This window comes from Rhizobium sp. ZW T2_16 (assembly GCF_044987325.1).
Lineage (GTDB): Bacteria > Pseudomonadota > Alphaproteobacteria > Rhizobiales > Rhizobiaceae > Neorhizobium > Neorhizobium cellulosilyticum.
Map to the genome: position 1 here is coordinate 586,361 of NZ_JBJDRG010000001.1, position 19,503 is coordinate 605,863.

General features: G+C 59.5%; 18 protein-coding genes. 13 read left to right on the forward strand and 5 right to left on the reverse strand.

What is annotated here, in order from left to right; all coding sequences use genetic code 11:
• The first annotated feature begins 55 nt into the window (after window positions 1-55).
• The 5 genes from choW to ACI3K0_RS02805 all read left to right on the forward strand — a co-directional run bounded on the left by choW (window position 56) and on the right by ACI3K0_RS02805 (window position 4,841).
• Window positions 56-916 carry a choline ABC transporter permease subunit gene (gene choW, locus ACI3K0_RS02785; RefSeq protein WP_183685214.1) on the forward strand — a complete coding sequence of 287 codons (861 nt, stop codon included), beginning with the start codon at window positions 56-58 and terminating at the stop codon, window positions 914-916.
• Complete coding sequence (gene choV / locus ACI3K0_RS02790; protein ID WP_183821342.1) at window positions 913-1,986, forward strand: choline ABC transporter ATP-binding protein; 1,074 nt, start codon at window positions 913-915, stop codon at window positions 1,984-1,986. Before choW ends, choV begins: the two co-directional genes overlap by 4 nt.
• A 132-nt stretch (window positions 1,987-2,118) precedes the next feature.
• The gene (locus ACI3K0_RS02795) at window positions 2,119-2,835 is read left to right on the forward strand and encodes a HugZ family protein (RefSeq protein WP_183821341.1); all 717 of its coding nucleotides are present in this window, start codon (window positions 2,119-2,121) and stop codon (window positions 2,833-2,835) included.
• Between the two features lie 128 nt (window positions 2,836-2,963).
• On the forward strand, window positions 2,964-3,284 hold the full coding sequence (locus tag ACI3K0_RS02800; protein ID WP_112456745.1) for a metalloregulator ArsR/SmtB family transcription factor: 321 nt from the start codon (window positions 2,964-2,966) through the stop codon (window positions 3,282-3,284).
• Window positions 3,285-3,737: 453 nt separating this feature from the next.
• Window positions 3,738-4,841 (forward strand): branched-chain amino acid ABC transporter substrate-binding protein, encoded by a 1,104-nt coding sequence (locus ACI3K0_RS02805; protein WP_183821340.1) that lies wholly within the window; start codon window positions 3,738-3,740, stop codon window positions 4,839-4,841.
• Window positions 4,842-4,938: 97 nt separating this feature from the next.
• Here ACI3K0_RS02805 and ACI3K0_RS02810 read toward each other — a convergent pair whose 3' ends face one another.
• Window positions 4,939-5,400 (reverse strand): Lrp/AsnC family transcriptional regulator, encoded by a 462-nt coding sequence (locus ACI3K0_RS02810; protein ID WP_183685215.1) that lies wholly within the window; start codon window positions 5,398-5,400, stop codon window positions 4,939-4,941.
• Between the two features lie 98 nt (window positions 5,401-5,498).
• Between ACI3K0_RS02810 and ACI3K0_RS02815 the strand changes: the two genes are divergently transcribed.
• Window positions 5,499-6,458: a threonine/serine dehydratase gene (locus tag ACI3K0_RS02815; protein WP_183821339.1), complete on the forward strand. Its 960-nt coding sequence runs from the start codon at window positions 5,499-5,501 to the stop codon at window positions 6,456-6,458.
• Window positions 6,459-6,538: 80 nt separating this feature from the next.
• Window positions 6,539-8,233 carry an adenine deaminase gene (gene ade / locus ACI3K0_RS02820; protein WP_183821338.1) on the forward strand — a complete coding sequence of 565 codons (1,695 nt, stop codon included), beginning with the start codon at window positions 6,539-6,541 and terminating at the stop codon, window positions 8,231-8,233.
• Between the two features lie 172 nt (window positions 8,234-8,405).
• On the opposite strand, the gene ACI3K0_RS02825 is transcribed toward ade, so the two are convergent.
• Window positions 8,406-9,248 carry an alpha/beta fold hydrolase gene (locus tag ACI3K0_RS02825; protein ID WP_183821337.1) on the reverse strand — a complete coding sequence of 281 codons (843 nt, stop codon included), beginning with the start codon at window positions 9,246-9,248 and terminating at the stop codon, window positions 8,406-8,408.
• A 212-nt stretch (window positions 9,249-9,460) separates the two neighbouring features.
• Here ACI3K0_RS02825 and ACI3K0_RS02830 point away from each other — a divergent pair, with 212 nt between their 5' ends.
• The 4 genes from ACI3K0_RS02830 (at window position 9,461) to ACI3K0_RS02845 (ending at window position 12,967) form a co-directional block, all read left to right on the forward strand.
• Window positions 9,461-9,853: a helix-turn-helix transcriptional regulator gene (locus tag ACI3K0_RS02830; protein ID WP_183821336.1), complete on the forward strand. Its 393-nt coding sequence runs from the start codon at window positions 9,461-9,463 to the stop codon at window positions 9,851-9,853.
• Window positions 9,854-9,874: 21 nt separating this feature from the next.
• On the forward strand, window positions 9,875-10,408 hold the full coding sequence (locus ACI3K0_RS02835) for an SRPBCC family protein (protein WP_183821335.1): 534 nt from the start codon (window positions 9,875-9,877) through the stop codon (window positions 10,406-10,408).
• A 151-nt stretch (window positions 10,409-10,559) separates the two neighbouring features.
• Window positions 10,560-11,657 (forward strand): carboxynorspermidine decarboxylase, encoded by a 1,098-nt coding sequence (locus ACI3K0_RS02840; protein WP_183821334.1) that lies wholly within the window; start codon window positions 10,560-10,562, stop codon window positions 11,655-11,657.
• A gap of 68 nt (window positions 11,658-11,725) precedes the next feature.
• Window positions 11,726-12,967, forward strand: coding sequence for a saccharopine dehydrogenase family protein (locus ACI3K0_RS02845; protein ID WP_183821333.1), 1,242 nt, complete (start codon window positions 11,726-11,728; stop codon window positions 12,965-12,967).
• Window positions 12,968-13,162: 195 nt separating this feature from the next.
• Here ACI3K0_RS02845 and ACI3K0_RS02850 read toward each other — a convergent pair whose 3' ends face one another.
• The gene (locus tag ACI3K0_RS02850) at window positions 13,163-14,821 is read right to left on the reverse strand and encodes an alpha-glucosidase family protein (protein ID WP_183821332.1); all 1,659 of its coding nucleotides are present in this window, start codon (window positions 14,819-14,821) and stop codon (window positions 13,163-13,165) included.
• Window positions 14,822-14,967: 146 nt separating this feature from the next.
• Here ACI3K0_RS02850 and ACI3K0_RS02855 point away from each other — a divergent pair, with 146 nt between their 5' ends.
• Window positions 14,968-15,882, forward strand: coding sequence for a sugar kinase (locus ACI3K0_RS02855; protein WP_183821331.1), 915 nt, complete (start codon window positions 14,968-14,970; stop codon window positions 15,880-15,882).
• A gap of 27 nt (window positions 15,883-15,909) precedes the next feature.
• Here the strand turns inward: ACI3K0_RS02855 and ACI3K0_RS02860 are convergent, their stop codons facing one another.
• Window positions 15,910-16,473: a dual specificity protein phosphatase family protein gene (locus ACI3K0_RS02860; protein WP_343062204.1), complete on the reverse strand. Its 564-nt coding sequence runs from the start codon at window positions 16,471-16,473 to the stop codon at window positions 15,910-15,912.
• Window positions 16,474-16,708: 235 nt separating this feature from the next.
• On the opposite strand from ACI3K0_RS02860, the gene ACI3K0_RS02865 reads away from it, so the two are divergent.
• The gene (locus ACI3K0_RS02865; protein ID WP_148145669.1) at window positions 16,709-17,746 is read left to right on the forward strand and encodes a glycosyltransferase family 1 protein; all 1,038 of its coding nucleotides are present in this window, start codon (window positions 16,709-16,711) and stop codon (window positions 17,744-17,746) included.
• A 325-nt stretch (window positions 17,747-18,071) separates the two neighbouring features.
• Here the strand turns inward: ACI3K0_RS02865 and der are convergent, their stop codons facing one another.
• Window positions 18,072-19,499, reverse strand: a complete 1,428-nt coding sequence (gene der, locus ACI3K0_RS02870; RefSeq protein ID WP_183821330.1) for a ribosome biogenesis GTPase Der — start codon at window positions 19,497-19,499, stop codon at window positions 18,072-18,074.
• Window positions 19,500-19,503 lie beyond the last annotated feature (4 nt).

A 19,503-nucleotide genomic window follows, 5' to 3' on the forward strand; every position in this document is an offset into this window, starting at 1 on the left:
CCGGTTCTCCGGCCCTTGTCCCCTGCCCGTTTAATATTTTGAGGTGGTACCGGACGTGAACTGGCTACCCGACTGGCTCGTTGACTCGAGTGGAAAGCTGCGCCTGGGCAATTGGGCGAAAAATGCCGTCGACTGGCTGACGGGCAATGCAAGCTGGTTTTTCGACTGGCTGTCGCATATTCTGTCGAAGGTGATCGACGCGCTTCTGGCGGTGCTGCAATATCCGCACCCGTTTCTGCTCATCGCGATCTTCACCGCCCTTGCCTACGGCCTGCGCCGCTCATTCGGCGTCGCAGCCTTCACCTGTCTCGGCTTGTTGCTGATCTACAATCTCGGCTACTGGAAGGAAACGACAGAGACGCTGGCGCTCGTGCTGGCGGCCACCGTAGTCAGCATGGCGATCGGCATACCGCTCGGCATCGCAGCGGCACGGCGTGAATGGATTTATCAGGGCATGCGCCCGGTCCTCGACCTGATGCAGACCATCCCGACCTTCGTCTATCTCATCCCCGCACTCATCCTTTTCGGCCTCGGCATGGTGCCGGGCCTGATTGCCACCGTCATCTTCGCCATTCCCGCACCGATCCGGCTTACCCGCCTCGGCATCATTTCCACGCCGGGGGCGCTTACCGAAGCGGCCGTCGCATTCGGCGCCACATCCGGCCAGGTGCTGCGCAAGGTGGAACTCCCCTACGCGATGCCGCAGATCATGGCGGGCCTGACCCAGACCATCATGCTGTCCCTGTCCATGGTCGTCATTTCCGCGCTTGTCGGTGCAAATGGCTTGGGCGTGCCGGTCGTGCGGGCGCTCAACACGGTCAACATCGCCCGTGGCTTCGAAGCCGGGCTCTGCATCGTCATCCTCGCCATCATCCTCGATCGCCTGTTCAAGAGCGGAAAGGCAGATGCGCCATGACCGTCACCTCGACCCGAGACTGCGTCACATTCAGCAATGTCGACATCGTGTTCGGCAACGAGCCGAAAGCCGCGCTGCCGCTGCTCGATGCTGGCCGAAGCCGCGACGAGATCAGTGCTCAGACCGGCATCGTCGTCGGCGTCTCCAATGCCTCCCTGTCGATCCGCGAAGGAGAAATCCTCGTCCTGATGGGACTTTCCGGCTCTGGCAAGTCCACGCTTCTGCGCGCAGTCAATGGCCTTGCTCCCGTGGTGCGCGGCAACGTCAGCGTCGCGACACCCGCCGGCCCGGTCGATCCCTACAGGGCCAACGCCCGAACACTGCGCGAACTGCGCATGCACACGGTCTCCATGGTCTTCCAGCAGTTCGGACTTCTGCCGTGGCGGTCGGTTGCCGAAAATGTCGGCTTCGGCCTCGAACTTGCGGGTGTATCGGAAACGGAGCGCAAGCGGCGAATCGGTGAACAGCTTGAACTGGTCGGCCTCAGCCAATGGGCGGACCGACGCGTCGGAGAGCTTTCAGGCGGCATGCAGCAGCGAGTCGGCCTAGCCCGTGCCTTCGCCACCGGCGCTCCCATCCTGTTGATGGACGAGCCCTTTTCGGCACTAGACCCGCTGATCCGCACAAAACTTCAGGATGAGTTGCTGGAATTCCAGCACAGGTTGAAAAAGACCATCCTCTTCGTCAGCCACGACCTAGACGAAGCCTTCCGCATCGGCAATCGCATCGCCATCATGGAAGGCGGCCAGATCATCCAGTGCGGCACGCCGCAGGAAATTGTCCGCGATCCGGCTGATGATTACGTCGCCGATTTCGTCCGCCACATGAACCCGATCAGCATGCTGACGGCGGGCGACATCATGACGAAAGGCGTCTCGGCCGTGGCAAGCACGGTCCCGATCTCCGCTTCCGCCTCTCCGGATACGCCTCTCATCGACATCATGGATGGGCTGGCTCGTCAGCGCGGCACCATCGCCATCGTTGATAACGGCAGCGTGGTCGGCTCGATAACCGCCGATGATGTTGTCACCGGCCTCACACGGCATCGGCTGCGCGACAACCGTGGATAGATGAACGTTAACCGCAAGTAGATGGTGCGCAAACTTGACGCGGCAAGGCCTCTTTTGCGGCAGTGAATTAAATGATATGAAAATAAAGCATTATCAAAATTCAAACCTCGAAATTCAACCAGAGAGTGACGGATGGCCGAACAGGCCCAGTTATTGCGCCCGACAGATGACGAGGCACGCGAGCTTGCTCGCACGCTTCTGCGCAGTGCACGCTACATGTCACTCGGTGTTCTTGATCCGGTAACCGGCTTTCCATCCGTGAGCAGGGCATTGACGGCCATCGATCTCGATGGTGTTCCGGTCGTGCTCGTTTCTGCCCTCTCGGGCCACACCAAAGGCCTGAAGGACGATTCTCGTTGCTCACTGCTTGCAGGCGAACCGGGTAAGGGTGATCCGCTGGCCCATGCCCGTATTACCGTTTTCTGCGAGGCCCAGCCGGTTGCCAGGGACAGCGTAATCCATCAAAGGATTCGCGCGCGTTTCCTGAGACGCCATGCCAAGGCGCAACTTTACGTCGATTTTCCTGATTTCAGGTTTTACCGATTGGTTCCCGTTCAAGCGTCGCTGAACGGAGGCTTCGGGCGCGCCTATGCATTGGGTGGCGAAGATTTGCTTTTTCCGCTCTCGGCAGACGAATCATCGTGGCTGAAACTGCAGAACGAACTGGCAGAAAAGCCTTTGGAAGCTGCGAATTTTGCGCATCGCCTGGGGCTTGGAGACAAGAATTGGAGATTCGGATTGGTTGATCCCGCCGGGATTGACCTCGTTTCGAGCGATGTACTCGTCCGGCACGAGTTTCAGCATCGACTAGACTTGCCGGAAGACGTCATACATTATATCTGCAAATAAACTAAAATGTAGCTTGAACTACCCGAAATTTAGGGGATGTACAAATTCCGCCTGTGCCGCCTAACATCACCGGATAAGAATATTTGGTGAATTGCGCGGCCACTTTGGAGACGAGGTGAAGAGAACTTATGGATAAGGTAGCACTTTCTGAGCATTCAAACGCAGCAGCGGGCCTGCTGTCGGCAATGGCCAACCCCAAGCGGCTGATGATTCTCTGCTGCCTGGTTAAGGGAGAGGTGGCAGTGGGTGCACTGGCGACGCGCGTCGGCTTGAGCCAGTCTGCCTTGTCACAGCATCTCTCAAAGCTTCGCGCACAAAAGCTGGTAAAGACCAGGCGCGACGCACAGACGATCTATTATTCCAGCTCTTCGGAATCGGTGCTGAAGATCCTCGACAGTCTTGAGGACATCTACATTGCCGCCGAGCGGAAAACCTCCGCAGCTGCATAATCCTTTTGGATCGGTCTAAAAAAGATGCCCGGGCAACACCCGGGCTTTTTTGCTTTTGTGCATCAAGATCGCACAACAAGGGATTGTCTGATTGATATCGAATACACCGGGCATCGCTTGATCTCCGGCGTCGCTTCGTGGCGAGATCCAACAGCGCCCTGCGAGCAGTGCTGAATTTGCAGACGCAGGTCATCCCCGCATCTCTTCAACCTCGCCTTGAAATATCCCCACCGAAGTGTCGCAGTTTCGGTTATCTTCTTGCGCGACGGCCTCAAGATTTCTACAAAAATTGCTGCCGGATGCGCGAGCCAAACATGGCCGCGGTGAGGCCGAGGTTTTGTACGTCCAATCCTGCACGCCGCGTTTGCGGCTGCGGCAGGACGCGCCGAACGTCGTGAACGGCGGCCAGGGAGGCCCGCCAAAGAATTCTGCCGATGCCCCAAGGAGACAGACATGACATTGAAGACAATCACGGCAGCACTTGCTGCCTCGCTGGCCTTTGCACCGCTCGCTCATGCCGACATCACCATCGGCCTCATCGCACCGCTGACCGGCCCGGTCGCCGCTTACGGTGATCAGGTCAAGAATGGCGCGCAGACGGCCGTTGACGACATCAACAAGGCAGGCGGCATTCTTGGCGAAAAGGTCGTGCTGAAACTGGCCGACGACGCCGGCGAACCGAAGCAGGGCGTTTCTGCCGCCAACCAGATCGTCGGCGAAGGCATTCACTTCGTCGTCGGCCCGGTCACCTCGGGCGTTTCCATTCCCGTTTCCGACGTCCTTGCCGAAAACGGCATACTCATGGTCACCCCGACCGCAACCGCGCCGGATCTCACCAAGCGTGACCTCGCAAACGTTCTGCGCACCTGCGGCCGCGATGACCAGCAGGCCGAAGTTGCCGCCAAATACGTGCTCGACAAGCTCAAGGACAAGCGCGTCGCCATCATCAACGACAAGGGCGCTTACGGTAAGGGCCTCGCAGACGCCTTCAAGGCAACCCTGAACGCAGGCGGCACCACCGAAGTGGTCAACGAAGCCGTTACCCCCGGCGACAAGGATTTCGGCGCGCTGACCGCCCGCCTGAAGTCGGAAAAAGTCGATGTGATCTATTTTGGCGGCTACCATCCGGAAGGCGGACTTCTGGCCCGCCAGCTGCGTGATCTCTCGCTCAATGCCCAGATCATCGGCGGCGACGGCCTGTCGAACTCCGAATACTGGACGATCGGCAACGAAGCGGCAGCCGGCACGCTGTTTACCAACGCATCCGACGCGCTGAAGAGCCCGGATTCGAAGGCAGCAGCAGATTCGCTCGCCGCCAAGAACATCCCGGCCGAAGCCTTTACGTTGAATGCCTACGCCGCTGTCCAGGTCATCAAGGCCGGCATCGAAAAGGCAAAGACCGCCGAAGACGCAGAAGCCGTGACCGCAGCCCTGAAGGACGGCTCCGCCATCCCGACCGCCATCGGCCAGCTCACCTACGGCGAAACCGGCGACCTCACCTCGCAGAGCTTCTCGCTCTACAAGTGGGAAGGCGGCAAGATCGTCGCCGCCGAGTAATCGTATCCAAAAAAACACTCAGCGGGCGCCTTCGGGCGCCCGTTTTCGTTTGAGGTTCATCACCGCCACAGGGAAACCCCATCAGCCCCCTGCGACATCACTCCACCGGCACGACCAACCCGCGTTTCAGCGTCTTCAGCACCACGCTGGTGGTGAATTTGCGGATATTCGGATTGAGCTCCATCATCCGGTCGGCCAGCGCATCGAAGTGATCCACCGACTGAGCAAGAATCACAAGCGTATAATCCCCTCGCCCGGACGTGCCCCAAGCCTCCTGCACCTCCGGCGTCTCCGCCACCCAGCGCTGGAAAGGCGGCAGAAGCTCGGGCCGGTCACGCTCCAGTTCCACCTCGACCAGCATCGAGACAGCGCCGCCGACTTTCTTCGGATCGACAATCGAAACATCGCGCAGGATCACCTTGTCCTCGCGCAGCTTCTGCAGCCGCCTCTGTGCCGAGGACGGCGACAGTCCTACCTGCTCGGCGAGCTCGCTCAGCGTGATGGTAGCGTCCTGCTGCATCAGCCTGAGGATATTGCGGTCCGCCTTGGTCAACGCCATGGGTAATTTTCCCATCTCAAATCGGTAATCGGGAGATATTTCCGCATGCTCCGATATATTCAGGAATAACGCCAGCTTTTCCTTGCCATGCTTTTGAAATGACTCAACAACAGCTCGCTCCCTCCGCCGACGGCATTCTGGCCGCCTTCCGCGCCATTGATCCGGTTTTTACCAACAGCCCGCTGATCGAACAGCAGCCGGCCAATGCCGAACTCGGCCTGCGGCTGTTCGCCAAGGTGGAAACGCTCAACCCTATCCGCTCCTTCAAGGGCCGCGGCACCGACTGGTGGATGCAGAGCGAGCAGCCTAGCGATCATCCGGTCGTTTCCGCCTCGGCCGGCAATTTCGGCCAGGGCCTCGCTTATGCCGGCCGCGCCCGCGGTCGCAAGGTGGTGATCTTCTCCGCCACCACTGCCAATCCCGGCAAGGTGGAGGCTATGCGCCGGCTCGGAGCGGAAGTGCGGCTCGAAGGCGATGATTTCGATGCCGCCAAGGCTGCCGCCCGCGCCTATGCCGACCGACACGGCTGCCCCTTCGTCGAAGACGGCGCCCTGCGCACCATCGCCGATGGTGCCGGCACGATCGCGCTGGAAATCACCGAACGCCTGTCGCAAGAAGGCGTCGCCCTCGACGCCATCATCGTCCCGCTCGGCAATGGCGCACTGCTGACCGGCATCGGCACATGGATCAAGGCCAAGGCACCAGCCTGCAAAGTGATCGGCATCGTCGCTTCCAATGCGCCGGCAATGAAACAGTCGTGGGAAACCGGCCGGATCGTCTCGACAGAAACGGCCGATACCGCCGCCGACGGCATCGCCGTGCGCGAATGCGTGCCCTATGCATTGGATTGCATGAGGACGACGGTCGATGAGGTCTGGGCCGTCAGCGAGGAGGCGATCCGCAGTGCGCGGGATTTCTCTCTCACCCATTATGGCCTCGTCGTCGAAGAGGCAGGCGTTGCCGGCCTTGCAGGCCTGATCGAGAACGGCGTCAGCCTCAAGGGAAAGACCGTCGCCACGATACTCTGCGGCGGCAATGTCAGGGTCACTGCGCCATAAACAGGGTATTTCCGGTTCCCTCTCCCCGTTTTCACATTGAAGGGCTAAGTAGGGGGAATCGAAACTGCCAGGAGCACCCCATGACCACGCGCCTCGAAACCCTCATCGATCAGGGCACCGGCCGCGAGCCCGCGGATATCGTGCTGAAAGGCGGCAAATTCTTCGATCTCGTCACCGGTGAGCTTGTCGCCTCCGACATCGCCATCTGCGGCGATCGTATTGTCGGCACTTGCGGCGATTACACCGGCAAGACCGAGATCGACATTTCCGGAAAGATCGTCGTCCCCGGCTTCATCGATACGCATCTGCATATCGAAAGCTCTCTCGTCACGCCCCACGAATTCGACCGCTGCGTCCTGCCCTATGGCGTGACGACCGCGATCTGCGATCCGCACGAGATCGCTAATGTCATCGGTGAAGAAGGCATCCGCTATTTCCTCGATTCATCTCTCGAAACGATCATGGATATCCGCGTCCAGCTTTCCTCCTGCGTACCAGCCACGCATCTGGAAACCGCCGGCGCCGATCTGCCAATCGAAAAGCTCCTGCCCTTCCGCGATCATCCAAAAGTCATCGGCCTTGCCGAGTTCATGAATTTTCCGGGCGTCATCCATAAGGATCCAATCTGCCTCGCCAAGCTCGATGCCTTTTACGGCGATCACATCGACGGCCACGCCCCGCTTCTGCGTGGAAATGATCTGAACGGCTATCTTGCCGCAGGCATCCGCACCGAACACGAGAGCACCACCGCCGAAGAAGCGCTCGAAAAAATCCGCAAGGGCATGCACGTGCTTGTCCGCGAAGGCTCGGTCTCCAAGGATCTCGAAGCCCTGATGCCGATCATCACCGAGCGCTTGTCGCCCTATCTGGCGCTTTGCACCGACGACCGCAATCCGCTCGATATCGCCGAACAGGGCCATCTCGACTACATGATCCGCACAGCGATCAAGGCGGGCGTCGAACCGCTTGCAATCTATCGCGCCGCCTCGATCTCGGCAGCAAAAGCCTTTGGCCTCACCGATCGCGGCCTCGTCGCGCCCGGCTGGCGCGCCGATCTCGTCATTGTCGACACGCTCGAAAACTGCAAGGCAGAGATCGTTTTCTCCGCCGGCCGCCGCGTGACCGACGAGCTCTTCGCCACCCGCAAGCCGATCGCCCCGGTCGGCCTTGATAGCGTCAAGGCGCGTCCCGTCCAGGCCATGCAGTTCGGCGTCCCCTATTCGGAATCGGAAACCCCGGTCATCGGCGTCATGCCCGGAAAAATCATCACCGAACACCGCCGCTACCGCCTTCCCGCCGCCGGAAACCAGGCAGGCGTCGATCTTGATCGCGACATCATCAAGGTCGCCGTCATCGAGCGCCACGGCAAGAACGGCAACCACGCCAACGGCTTCGTCCAGGGCTTTGGCCTGAAGAAGGGCGCGATCGCCTCCACAGTCGGCCATGACAGCCACAATATCTGCGTCGTCGGCGTATCCGAAGACGACATGGCGCTCGCCGCCAACCGGCTGGGAGAAATCAACGGCGGCTTCGTCGTCGTCGAGGACGGCAGGGTCACCGGCGAGATCGCACTCCCAATTGCCGGCCTGATGAGCCTCGAACCGTATGAGTGGGTTCGCGACACCCTGCACGACTTGAGAAAACACGCCTATGCTCTTGGAACGACTCTGGAAGAACCTTTCCTGCAGGTGGCGTTTTTGCCCTTGCCCGTGATCCCGCACCTGAAGATTTCGGACAGGGGCATGGTCGATGTCGACAAGTTCCAGCTGATTTAAGGGGCCCAAATTCGCCTCACCCAAAGCCCCTCATCCGCCTGCCGGCACCTTCTCCCCGCAAGCGGGGAGAAGGACACCAGCCGCAACCTCAGTGCCGAAATCGGCCACGTCCCCTCTCCCCGTCATTACGGGGAGAGGGTTAGGGTGAGGGGCAAACCACAGCAGCGTCCGCCTACCCCTTAAAAAACGCCAGCAGATCGGCATTGATGATATCCGCATGGGTCGTCGCCATACCATGCGGCAGCCCGTCATAGACTTTCAGCACCCCGTTCTTCAGAAGCTTGGACGAGAGCGGCGCGGAATCCTCGAACGGCACGATCTGGTCATCCGTCCCGTGCATGACCAGCACCGGAACATCGATCACCTTGAGGTCTTCCGTAAAATCCGTTTCCGAAAACGCCTTGATGCAGTCGTAATGGGCCTTGGTGCCACCCATCATACCCTGCCGCCACCAGTTGCGGATCACCCCTTCGGAAACCTCCGCTGCCGGCCGGTTATAGCCGTAGAAAGGGCCGGTCGGGATATCGAGGAAGAACTGCGCCCGGTTCGCCGCCTGCGCTTTGCGGAACCCGTCGAACACTTCGAGCGGCAACCCGCCGGGGTTCTTGTCGCTTTTCACCATGATCGGCGGCACCGCCCCGATCAGCACTGCCTTGGCAACACGGCCCTGCGGCTGGCCGAACTTGGCGACATAGCGCGTCACCTCCCCGCCTCCGGTCGAATGGCCGACATGGATTGCGCCCTTCAAGTCGAGATGCGCCGCAAGTTCCGCCATGTCGGCGGCATAGGTGTTCATCTCGTTACCGGTTTCCGTCTGGCTGGAACGCCCGTGCCCGCGCCGGTCATGCGCGATTACTCGATATCCCTCGTGAAGGAAGAACAGCATCTGCGCATCCCAGTCATCGGCGGACAACGGCCAGCCATGATGGAAGACGATCGGCTGGGCGTCCTTCGATCCCCAGTCCTTGTAAAAGATCTGCGTGCCGTCCTTGGTGGTGATGAAACTGCTGCTCATGATTTTCCCTCAAGTTGATCTGGCAAAATGCATGCGAAGTCTTTTGGATGCGGCACGTGGCTGTCCCAGCCCCCGGCGCGGCGCCACGATATGACGGCTTGTCGACTTTGGGAATTGGGACAAAGGGCTGAAATGCGAACTCAGTTCCTCTACTTCGCAAATATTAAACCAATCGGTTGACAATCAAAATAAAGAGGCACACATTCAACCACATGGTTGAATTATACACTCACAAGATCGACACCGTCTTCCATGCGCTGAGCGACGCCACCCGTCGCCATATGCTGCGCGAGTTGACGCGAGGCGAACGCACGGTCGGGCAGCTGGCAGAACCGCACGCCATGTCGCTTGCGGCCGCATCGAAACATATCAAGGTGCTGGAAGGCGCCGGTCTGGTGCGGCGGGAAATCCAGGGCCGCACCCATCTCTGCCGGCTTGATCCCGGTCCGCTCGCCACCGCACATGAATGGCTCTCTTTCTACGAACATTTCTGGACGACTCGTCTGGATGCGCTGGAGCACCTGCTGAAGCAGGACGACGCTCGCAAGGCCGCAGCCGATCAAAACGCCAAGATGCCCCCATCGAAACCTGGAAATGACACCTGAATCAAAACTGGGAGAAGACCGATGAACAGCATGAATCTATTGGAAAAATATGGAACCGTGACGGCACCTGCCGAGATCACCATTCAGCGTAAGCTGCCCGGCCCGATCGAGAGGATCTGGGATTACCTGACCGATAGCGATTTGCGCCGCCAATGGCTTGCCTCCGGCATCATGCCGGAAACACCCGGCGGCACATTCGAACTCGTCTGGCGTAACGATGAATTGACCGATGGAGCGGAGGCACGCCCGGAAGGTTTTCCGGAAGAACAGCGGATGACCAGCGATATCCTCCTCTTCGATGCCCCCCACCGCTTGGCCTTCACCTGGCCGCCCCGCGGCGAAGTGGCGATCGAGTTGAAGGCGATAGGTTCGGACGTCCTTCTCACCCTCGTCCACAAGCGCATTTCCGACCGCAAAAACATGACCATGGTCGGCGCCGGCTGGCACATGCATCTCGATATTCTTGCCGCCAAAGCCTCCGGCCGCAAACCGGAACCTTTCTGGCAGGGCTGGCTGAAACTGCGTGAGGAATACGAACGGCTTATCCCCGAATGAAACGTAGAAATTAGAAAACACCAAGCCCCGCAGCCTCGCTGCGGGGCTTTTCTTTACCCCGAAAAGCCATAGGGTCTTGAAGATGTCATCTGCGTCAGGCAATAGGCCCCTTCAAGTTTTAGAAGAACCGTAAGAAGGCCGATCACGCGAAATGCTGCAGACTCCCTACTACCTCATCGACAAGTCCAAGCTGCTCCAGAACATGGAACGGATTGCCACTGTACGTGAGAAGTCGGGCGCCAAGGCGTTACTGGCGCTGAAATGCTTCGCCACCTGGTCCGTCTTCGATTTCATGCGCGACTACATGGACGGCACGACCTCCTCGTCGCTCAACGAAGTCCGCCTCGGCCACGAGCGTTTCGGCAAGGAAACCCACGCATATTCGGTCGCCTATGCCGATTACGAGATCGACGAGGTGGTGTCGCACGCCGACAAGATCATCTTCAACTCGATTGGCCAACTGCAGCGTTTCGAGAGCCAGTCGTCGGGCATCACCCGCGGCCTGCGCCTCAACCCCGGCGTATCCTCATCGTCCTTTGACCTCGCCGACCCCGCCCGCCCCTTCTCGCGGCTGGGCGAATGGGATCTGGCCAAGGTCGAACCGGTCATGGACATGATCACCGGCTTCATGATCCACAACAACTGCGAGAACAAGGATTTTGCCCTGTTCGACCGCATGCTCGGCGATATCGAGCAAAAATTTGCACCGCTTTTGAAAAAGGCCGAATGGGTCTCGCTCGGCGGCGGCATCCATTTCACCGGCGATGATTACCCGGTCGACCAGTTTGCCGAGCGCCTCAAGCGTTTTTCGGGCGAATATGGCGTCCAGGTCTATCTGGAGCCGGGCGAAGCCTCGATCACCAGATCGACGACGCTGGAAACCACCGTCCTCGACACGCTTTACAACGGCAAGAACCTAGTCGTGGTGGATAGTTCCATCGAAGCGCACATGCTGGATCTCCTGATCTATCGTGAGAATGCCAAGGTTCACCCCAACCAGGGACCCCATCGTGCGATGGTCTGCGGCAAGTCATGCCTTGCCGGAGACATCTTCGGGGAATTCGATTTCCCCGAAGAAGTAAAGGTCGGCGACCGCATCTCGTTCCAGGATGCTGCCGGCTACACGATGGTCAAGAAAAACTGGTTTAACGGCGTGAAAATGCCGGCAATCGCCATCCGGGAACTGGATGGCAGCCTCAGGACGGTCCGTGAGTTTGACTACACGGACTACGAACAGAGCCTTTCCTGATCAGAAAGGGCCAAAGGCCCACAGGTAAAGACTCGTCTGACGATTGGACGCAAGGAGTGGTCCCCAGAATGAAAAAGAACGTGCTCATCATAGGCGCCGGCGGCGTCGCACAGGTCGTTGCCCACAAGTGTGCGCAGAACAACGATGTCCTCGGTGACATCCATATCGCATCGCGCACCAAGTCGAAATGCGACGCCATCATCGCTTCGGTTCACGAAAAGAAGGCGATGAAGCAGGCTGGAGTGCTCGAAGGTCACGCTCTCGATGCTCTCGACATCGAAGCCACCAAGGCGCTCATCACCAAGACTGGCAGCCAGATCGTCATCAACGTCGGCACCGCTTTCTTGAACATGTCGGTGCTGCGCGCCTGCATGGATACCGGCGTCGCCTATATCGACACCGCCATCCACGAAGAGCCGAACAAAATCTGCGAGACCCCGCCGTGGTACGGTAACTACGAGTGGAAGCGTGCTGCCGAATGCAAGGAAAAGGGCATCACCGCCATCCTCGGCGCCGGCTTTGATCCGGGCGTCGTCAACGCCTACGCGCGCCTCGCCAAGGACGAGTATCTCGACACCGTCACCGACGTCGATATCGTCGACATCAATGCCGGCAGCCACGGCAAGTATTTCGCCACCAATTTCGACCCGGAAATCAATTTCCGCGAATTCACGGGCGTCGTTTATTCGTGGCAGGGCGGCGAATGGAACGTCAACAAGATGTTCGAAATTGGCAAGGACTACGACCTGCCGGTCGTCGGCACGCGTCGCGCCTATCTCTGCGGCCATGACGAAGTGCATTCGCTGGCCAAGAACATGGAAGGCGCCGATGTGCGCTTCTGGATGGGCTTTGGCGATCACTATATCAACGTATTCACCGTTCTCAAAAACATCGGCCTTCTCTCCGAGCAGCCGGTGAAGCTCGCCAATGGTGACGAAGTCGTTCCGCTCAAGGTCGTAAAAGCCTGCCTGCCCGATCCGTCGTCGCTGGCGCCGGAATACGAAGGCAAGACCTGCATCGGTGACTTCGTCAAGGGTTTGAAGGACGGCAAGGAACGCACGGTGTTCATCTACAACGTCGCCGACCACAAGGAAGCCTTTAACGAAGTCGGCTCCCAGGGCATTTCCTACACCGCCGGCGTTCCCCCGGTCGCAGCAGCAATGCTAGTCGCCACCGGCGAATGGGATGTGAAGAAGATGGCAAACGTCGAAGAACTGGCCCCGCGCCCGTTCCTCAACATCCTGAACAAGATCGGCCTGCAGACCTGCATCCGCGACGAACAGGGCGAGCGCGAACTGCATTTCGACTGAGATTCGGCGATTGCCTGAATGATAAAATAACAAAGGCCCGCGATCGCTCGCGGGCCTTTCCATTTGATAGGTCGTCATCCTCGGGCTTGTCCCGAGGATCTACTGCCGTCCCAGTTCTGGTGATGCGCTCTTATCCTCAGGACAAGCCCGAGGATAAGAGCGTGGCAAACTGGCGCCCGCCCTCCAAGTTAGCCTTCAAACCCGTGCGCAGAACACGTCCACTGCATCCAGCACCACCGCCTCGTTCTCCAGCCGCGACACGAACCCCGGCATGTCCAGCGGCGTCACGGAAGCGAACCGTGCCGGCAGCGTGAACTTCTGCCTCTCGCGTGTCAGGTTGAACACGAACAACAGCCGCTCCCCGTCCTTCTCGCGTGTGAAGGCCAGCAGATCCTGGTTGGTCTCGATGAACGCCATGTCGCCATCGACGAGCGACGCATGCGCCTTGCGGAAGGCGAGCGTCGCCCGGTAGTGAGCGAGCACGGATGTCGCCAGCCTCTCCTGCACATCGACCGCGCGGGCGGCATGCTCATTCGGCACCGGCAACCATGTCGTGGAACCCCCGGTAAAGCCCGCATGAGGAGCCTTTGCCTCCCACACCATCGGCGTACGGCATCCGTCGCGGCCCTTGAAGGCCGGCCAGAAGCGGATGCCATAGGGATCGCGCAGATCCTCGAAGGCAAGCTCCGCTTCGGTCAGCCCCAGTTCCTCGCCCTGATATAGGCAGATCGAACCGCGCAAGACCGAAATCAGGCTGATCGACAGCTTGGCGACCCGATCCTGTTCCTCAGGCGTCTCGATGAAACGGGTGACGTGACGGATGACATCGTGATTGGAAAAAGCCCAGCAGACCCAGCCTTCGCTCACCGTGTCCGCCACCGTCGTCATGATCTTGCGGATGTAACCCGCATCGAAGGCAGGGCCCAGAAAGTCGAACGTGTAGCACATATGCAGCTTGTCGCTGCCGGTCGTATATTCCGCAAGGGTTTTCAGCGAGCGGGGTCCATCACCCACCTCACCCACGGTCATCCGGTCATCATAGGTATCGAGCAATGCCCGAAGGCGCTTCAGGAAAGCGATATTTTCCGGCTGCGTCTTGTCGTAGAGATGGTTCTGCATCGAATACGGATTGGTATCGGTCTCCATGCCCGCGCCATCGGTGTCATAGACCATCGGCGGGTTGTTCCGCAGTTGCTTGTCGTGGAAATAATAGTTCACCGTATCGAGCCGGAACCCGTCCACCCGACGATCGAGCCAGAATTTCACCGTATCCAGCAGCGCGTCCTGAACCTCGGGATTGTGGAAGTTGAGATCCGGCTGCGAAATCAGGAAATTATGCATGTAATATTGCTTGCGCACGCCATCCCATTCCCAGCCCGGCCCGCCGAAGATGGAGAGCCAGTTGGTCGGCGCTGTGCCGTCGGGCTTCGGGTCGGCCCAGACGAACCAGTCGGCTTTGGGATTGGTGCGACTGGTGCGGCTTTCGATGAACCACGGATGCCGGTCGGATGTGTGGGAGATTACCTGGTCGATGATGACCTTCAGGCCCAGCCGGTGCGCTTCGTCGATCATCTCGTCGAAATCGGCAAGTGTGCCGAACATCGGGTCGACATTGCAATAATCGGAAACGTCATAGCCCATATCGGCCATCGGCGAGGTGAAGAAGGGCGACAGCCAGATTGCATCGACGCCAAGCGAGGCGACATGGGCCAGACGTCGGGTAATGCCCTTGATATCGCCTAGTCCGTCGCCGGTCGTGTCCTGGAATGAACGCGGATAGATCTGGTAGATCACCGCCCCGCGCCACCAGTCCGTGCCTGCGCCTACGGCTTTCTTCTGCACTTCCGTCGCCATACGATCATGCTCCCTTATGCGATGTTCCAGCCCCAACCTAGAGCCCCTGCGACAAAAGACAACGCGTATTGAGCCCCCCGCACGGACTTGTCAGACACGGTGCGAAAGCTTATGCGACCACAGGACTTTACCGGAGGGACGATATTTTGGCAGGCAGACTTCTTTCTATTGGCGAATGCATGGTGGAACTGTCGCAGGCGGGTGAAGGCCTGCTGCGCAAGGGCTTTGCCGGCGATACGTTGAACACGGCCTGGTATGCCCGCGCCTGCTTCCCTTCAGACTGGTCGATCGACTATTTCACCGCAGTCGGCGATGATCCGATGTCGAATGAAATGCTCGCCATGATGGACGGCGCCGGTATCGGCACCAGCCAAATCCTGCGCATTGCTGGCAAGACGCCCGGTCTCTACCTCATCACATTGAAGGACGGCGAGCGCACCTTCAGCTACTGGCGCGACACCGCTGCAGCAAAAAAGCTGGCCGACGACGCCGATCACCTGCGTGCCGCGATGGAGAGTGCTCAGATCATCTATTTCTCCGGCATCACGCTTGGCATTCTGGCACCGGAAGCAGTCGATACGCTTCTCGCGGAGGCCCGCCGTGCCAAGGCATCCGGCAAGACGGTCGTCTTCGACCCGAACATTCGCCCGCGCCTGTGGTCAAACAAGAACTATATGCTGAAGACGATCGAAGACGGCGCCCGCGCCTCGACGCTCGTATTGCCGAGCTTCGATGACGAAGCCGTTCATTTCGGCGACAAGGACGTGGCCGCAACGATTGCCCGCTACAAGGCACTGGGTGTCGAGAACGTCGTGGTCAAGGATGGCCCAGGTGGTGTTACGCTTGCATTCGGCTCCACGCCCGTCGTCCATGTCCCGTCGGTCAAGGTCGACAAGGTCGTCGACACGACAAGCGCCGGCGACAGCTTCAACGGCAGTTTTCTGGCCAGTCTCGCCAAGGGCGGCACGCCGTCAGAAGCAGCCGCATATGGTGCCGCTGTCGCATCCACCGTCATCTGCCATCACGGCGCACTGATCAGCCCGAATCTGCTGCCGAAGTAACGAAGACCAATAGAGAAGAAGAGACGGTCAGAAACCGATCGTCTCTTCGAACTCGTCCCAGGACTGGTACATCGCATAACGGCCGATGCCGCGGATCGGGATATGCCCGTAATAGGGTGAAAGCTGCAGTTCGGAGAAAAGCTCGCTACGCTTGGCAACCGCACCGACATAGATTGCCGATGCAAGCCCGGTGCGGTTGGCGCCGTGTTCGCAGTGTATCAGGATCGGCTTTTCTGCCGTCCTCATGATTTCGGCCAGCCGTTCGCTCTGCTCGACCGGCACGAATCTTCCGGAGCTTAGCGGAAAATCGATCAGCGTTACGCCGTTCTCTTCGGCCGACGCCTTCTCTTCCTCATACCAATCCCCGCGGCGCTCATTGCGCAGGTTTATGATCGTCTTGACGCCGTATCGCGTCGCCGCTTTATCAATCTGCGCGTCACCCGGCTGGCCTGAGCGGTAAAGCTCGCCCGGAATGACTTCATGGAAATTACCGATCATCTGGTTGACGCCCATATGGATGCCGATAGCGGCAATCGGGGCGATAAGAACGGCAGCGGCAATCTTGATCAAACGCAGGGTCACTAAAGTCACTCACAACATCATATGCCGCTGAGATAAGACTTCACCTGCCGCACTGCAAACACGAAATGACGGTGCGTGTCGTTTAACCAGATGAGAAGGCGATGAGGAGCGCCATGCAACGACCTTCAGGGCATGCTTCATCCGCCTGTCATGAACTTTGCCGATAGAGGGCTGTAACCGCATCCTTTCGCGCGAGTCGCCAAGGAAGCGACCACCGGATCGGCAACGAGGCTTTGGGCCACGCATGACCAGAATTACCATCGTGACAGATGCATGGTACCCGCAGGTAAACGGCGTCGTCCGCTCGATCGAGAACACCAACCGCGAACTGACCCGCATGGGCGTAGAGGTGGTCATGGTCACGCCGAAGGATTTTCACAATATCCCCTGCCCCACCTATCCAGAAATCCGGCTTTCGGTCACCACCTTTGCGCAGGTCGCTGGCGCAATCGAAAAGACCCTGCCGACCGCCGTGCATATCGCGACCGAGGGGCCGCTCGGACTGATGGCCCGCCGCTGGTGCCTGAAGAATGGCATGCCCTTTTCAACCAGCTACCACACCCGCTTTCCCGAATATGTGGCAGCTCGCTTTCCGGTTCCGATCCGCTGGATGCAGGCTTTTGTCCGCTGGTTCCACAATGCCGGCAATGGCTGCATGGTCGCGACCGCAAGCCTCGAGCGTGAACTTTCGAGGATAGGCATCCGCAATCTCCTGCGCTGGAGCCGTGGCATCGACCAGACCACGTTTCACCCGATGAACCTCGAGGAACGTCCCTTCGACCTCCCTCGCCCTATTTTCCTGACCGTCGGCCGCGTTGCGGTCGAGAAAAACCTTCCCGCCTTCCTCGATCTCGACCTGCCCGGCTCGAAGGTCGTGGTCGGTGATGGCCCAGCCCTGGCTGAACTGAAGAAACGTTATCCGAACGTCCTCTTTACCGGCATGAAGACCGGTGAGGATCTCGCCCGCGCCTATGCCCAGGCGGACGTGTTCGTTTTCCCGTCCAGGACCGATACGTTTGGCAACACCATTCTCGAAGCGCTGGCGAGCGGCGTTCCCGTCGCAGCCTATCCGGTCATGGGACCGGTCGACATCATCGAGCAAGGTTCCGGCGCAGGTGCGCTGGATGACGATCTCAAGGCCGCATGCCTGAGAGCACTCGGTTGCCGTCGCGAGGACGCAAGCCGGCTTGCCCGCAGCTACACCTGGGAAGCGGCCTCGAAACAGTTTCTCGGCAATGTCCTCAAAGCCCAGGCCAACCGTGCGTTGCCCGCAGCGGAATGAACTGCCATCATCGCAGATGCGATAGGCACTTCAACGAGTTTCAGGATTACAGCGGTTCAGCCGCCATTCCCGTCACGCTGGCGAAAATAGAAAACACTGCCGACACCAAGACAGATAGCCACGACGAGACCCACTGCAATCATGATGACCCTCCCGATCATGAATCGGCGCTGCAAGGTAGCCCGACCGAAATCCGGCTTGCAGGTCCTCCAACCGCACAAGCCAGAGATGCAGTGCATCACGATTTACTAAAAAGTGCAAGCTGACGCCCTGATGGTTGACCTCAGCGATATCGGGAGCGGTTCAGATCCGCCAGTGAAGAAGCTTAGCGCTTCTTCCTGCGGTTCTCGAACGGGTTGTCACCTGCCTTGAAATGGATGCGGATCGGTACGCCCGGCATCTGGAAATCATTGCGCAATCCGTTGATCATGTAGCGGATATAGCTTTCCGGCAACGCATCTGGACGTGTGCAGGACACCATGAAGGCCGGCGGGCGCGCCTTAACCTGGGTCATGTATTTCAGCTTCAGACGGCGGCCGGAAACTGCCGGTGGCGGATGCTGGACCTGCGTTCCTTCCAGCCATTTATTGAGCTTGGCCGTCGAGATGCGCTTGTTCCAAACCTTGTCGGTGGCGACGATTTCCTGCATCAGCTTGTCGAGGCCATAGCCCGTCTGGCCGGAAATCGGCACGGCACGCAGGCCGCGCGCCTGCGGCAAGAGCCGTTCGGTCTTTTCGCGCAACTCGGCCAGAACCGCCTGCGGATCTTCGATCAGGTCCCACTTGTTGAACGCGAGCACGGCGGCACGGCCTTCGCGCAAAACGAGGTCGGCGAGCTGCAGGTCCTGTTTTTCGAACGGGATCGTCGCATCGAAGACGATGACGACGGTTTCGGCAAAGCGGATCGACCGAAGCGAATCTGCGACGGACAGCTTTTCGAGTTTTTCAGTCACCCGCGCCTTGCGACGCATCCCGGCGGTATCGAACATCTTGATCGTGCGGCCACGCCAGTCCCATTCGACCGAGATCGAATCGCGGGTAATCCCCGCTTCCGGCCCGGTCAGGAGCCGGTCTTCGCCGAGGAACCGGTTGATCAGCGTCGACTTTCCGGCATTCGGGCGGCCGATAATGGCGACGCGCAGCGGCTTGGTCTCGTCATATTCGGCATCATCGTCAGCCTCGTCGCCGAGAACGGAATCCCTGACGTCGACATCCGTGATCGCCTCGAAGTCGTCACCGTCTTCCGGGAACGCTCTTTCCCGGCCGATCGCCTCGACGATTGCGTCGCGCAGATCGATCATGCCCTGGCCGTGTTCGGCGGAAATCGGAACCGGCTCGCCAAGGCCGAGCGTGAAAGCATCGTAGAAGCCGCCATCCGATCCCTTGGCTTCGGACTTGTTGGCAACCAGCACGACCGGCTTGCCGGAGCGGCGCAAAAGCTCGCCGAAAGTCTTGTCGAGCGGTGTCAGTCCGGACTTGGCATCGACGACGAACAGCGTCAGATCCGCCTCGTCGATCGCGGCTTCCGTCTGGGCGCGCATGCGGCCTTCGAGCGTATCGGCACCGGCCTCTTCCAGACCCGCCGTATCGATGATGGTGAAACGCAGGTCAACGAGCTTCGCATCGCCCGGACGGCGGTCGCGGGTAACACCCGGCGTGTCATCGACAAGCGCCAGCTTCTTGCCAACCAGACGGTTGAAAAGCGTGGACTTGCCGACATTCGGACGTCCGACGATGGCGACGGTGAAGCTCATAGTG

Excerpts from the sequence above, each read along its gene's own strand:
- choV (WP_183821342.1), top strand. The coding sequence starts at position 913 with ATGACCGTCACCTCGACCCGAGACTGCGTCACATTCAGCAATGTCGAC.
- ACI3K0_RS02795 (WP_183821341.1), top strand. The coding sequence starts at position 2,119 with ATGGCCGAACAGGCCCAGTTATTGCGCCCGACAGATGACGAGGCACGC.
- ACI3K0_RS02800 (WP_112456745.1), top strand. The coding sequence starts at position 2,964 with ATGGATAAGGTAGCACTTTCTGAGCATTCAAACGCAGCAGCGGGCCTG.
- ACI3K0_RS02805 (WP_183821340.1), top strand. The coding sequence starts at position 3,738 with ATGACATTGAAGACAATCACGGCAGCACTTGCTGCCTCGCTGGCCTTT.
- ACI3K0_RS02810 (WP_183685215.1), bottom strand. The coding sequence starts at position 5,400 with ATGGCGTTGACCAAGGCGGACCGCAATATCCTCAGGCTGATGCAGCAG.
- ACI3K0_RS02815 (WP_183821339.1), top strand. The coding sequence starts at position 5,499 with ATGACTCAACAACAGCTCGCTCCCTCCGCCGACGGCATTCTGGCCGCC.
- ade (WP_183821338.1), top strand. The coding sequence starts at position 6,539 with ATGACCACGCGCCTCGAAACCCTCATCGATCAGGGCACCGGCCGCGAG.
- ACI3K0_RS02825 (WP_183821337.1), bottom strand. The coding sequence starts at position 9,248 with ATGAGCAGCAGTTTCATCACCACCAAGGACGGCACGCAGATCTTTTAC.
- ACI3K0_RS02830 (WP_183821336.1), top strand. The coding sequence starts at position 9,461 with ATGGTTGAATTATACACTCACAAGATCGACACCGTCTTCCATGCGCTG.
- ACI3K0_RS02835 (WP_183821335.1), top strand. The coding sequence starts at position 9,875 with ATGAACAGCATGAATCTATTGGAAAAATATGGAACCGTGACGGCACCT.
- ACI3K0_RS02840 (WP_183821334.1), top strand. The coding sequence starts at position 10,560 with ATGCTGCAGACTCCCTACTACCTCATCGACAAGTCCAAGCTGCTCCAG.
- ACI3K0_RS02845 (WP_183821333.1), top strand. The coding sequence starts at position 11,726 with ATGAAAAAGAACGTGCTCATCATAGGCGCCGGCGGCGTCGCACAGGTC.
- ACI3K0_RS02850 (WP_183821332.1), bottom strand. The coding sequence starts at position 14,821 with ATGGCGACGGAAGTGCAGAAGAAAGCCGTAGGCGCAGGCACGGACTGG.
- ACI3K0_RS02865 (WP_148145669.1), top strand. The coding sequence starts at position 16,709 with ATGACCAGAATTACCATCGTGACAGATGCATGGTACCCGCAGGTAAAC.
- der (WP_183821330.1), bottom strand. The coding sequence starts at position 19,499 with ATGAGCTTCACCGTCGCCATCGTCGGACGTCCGAATGTCGGCAAGTCC.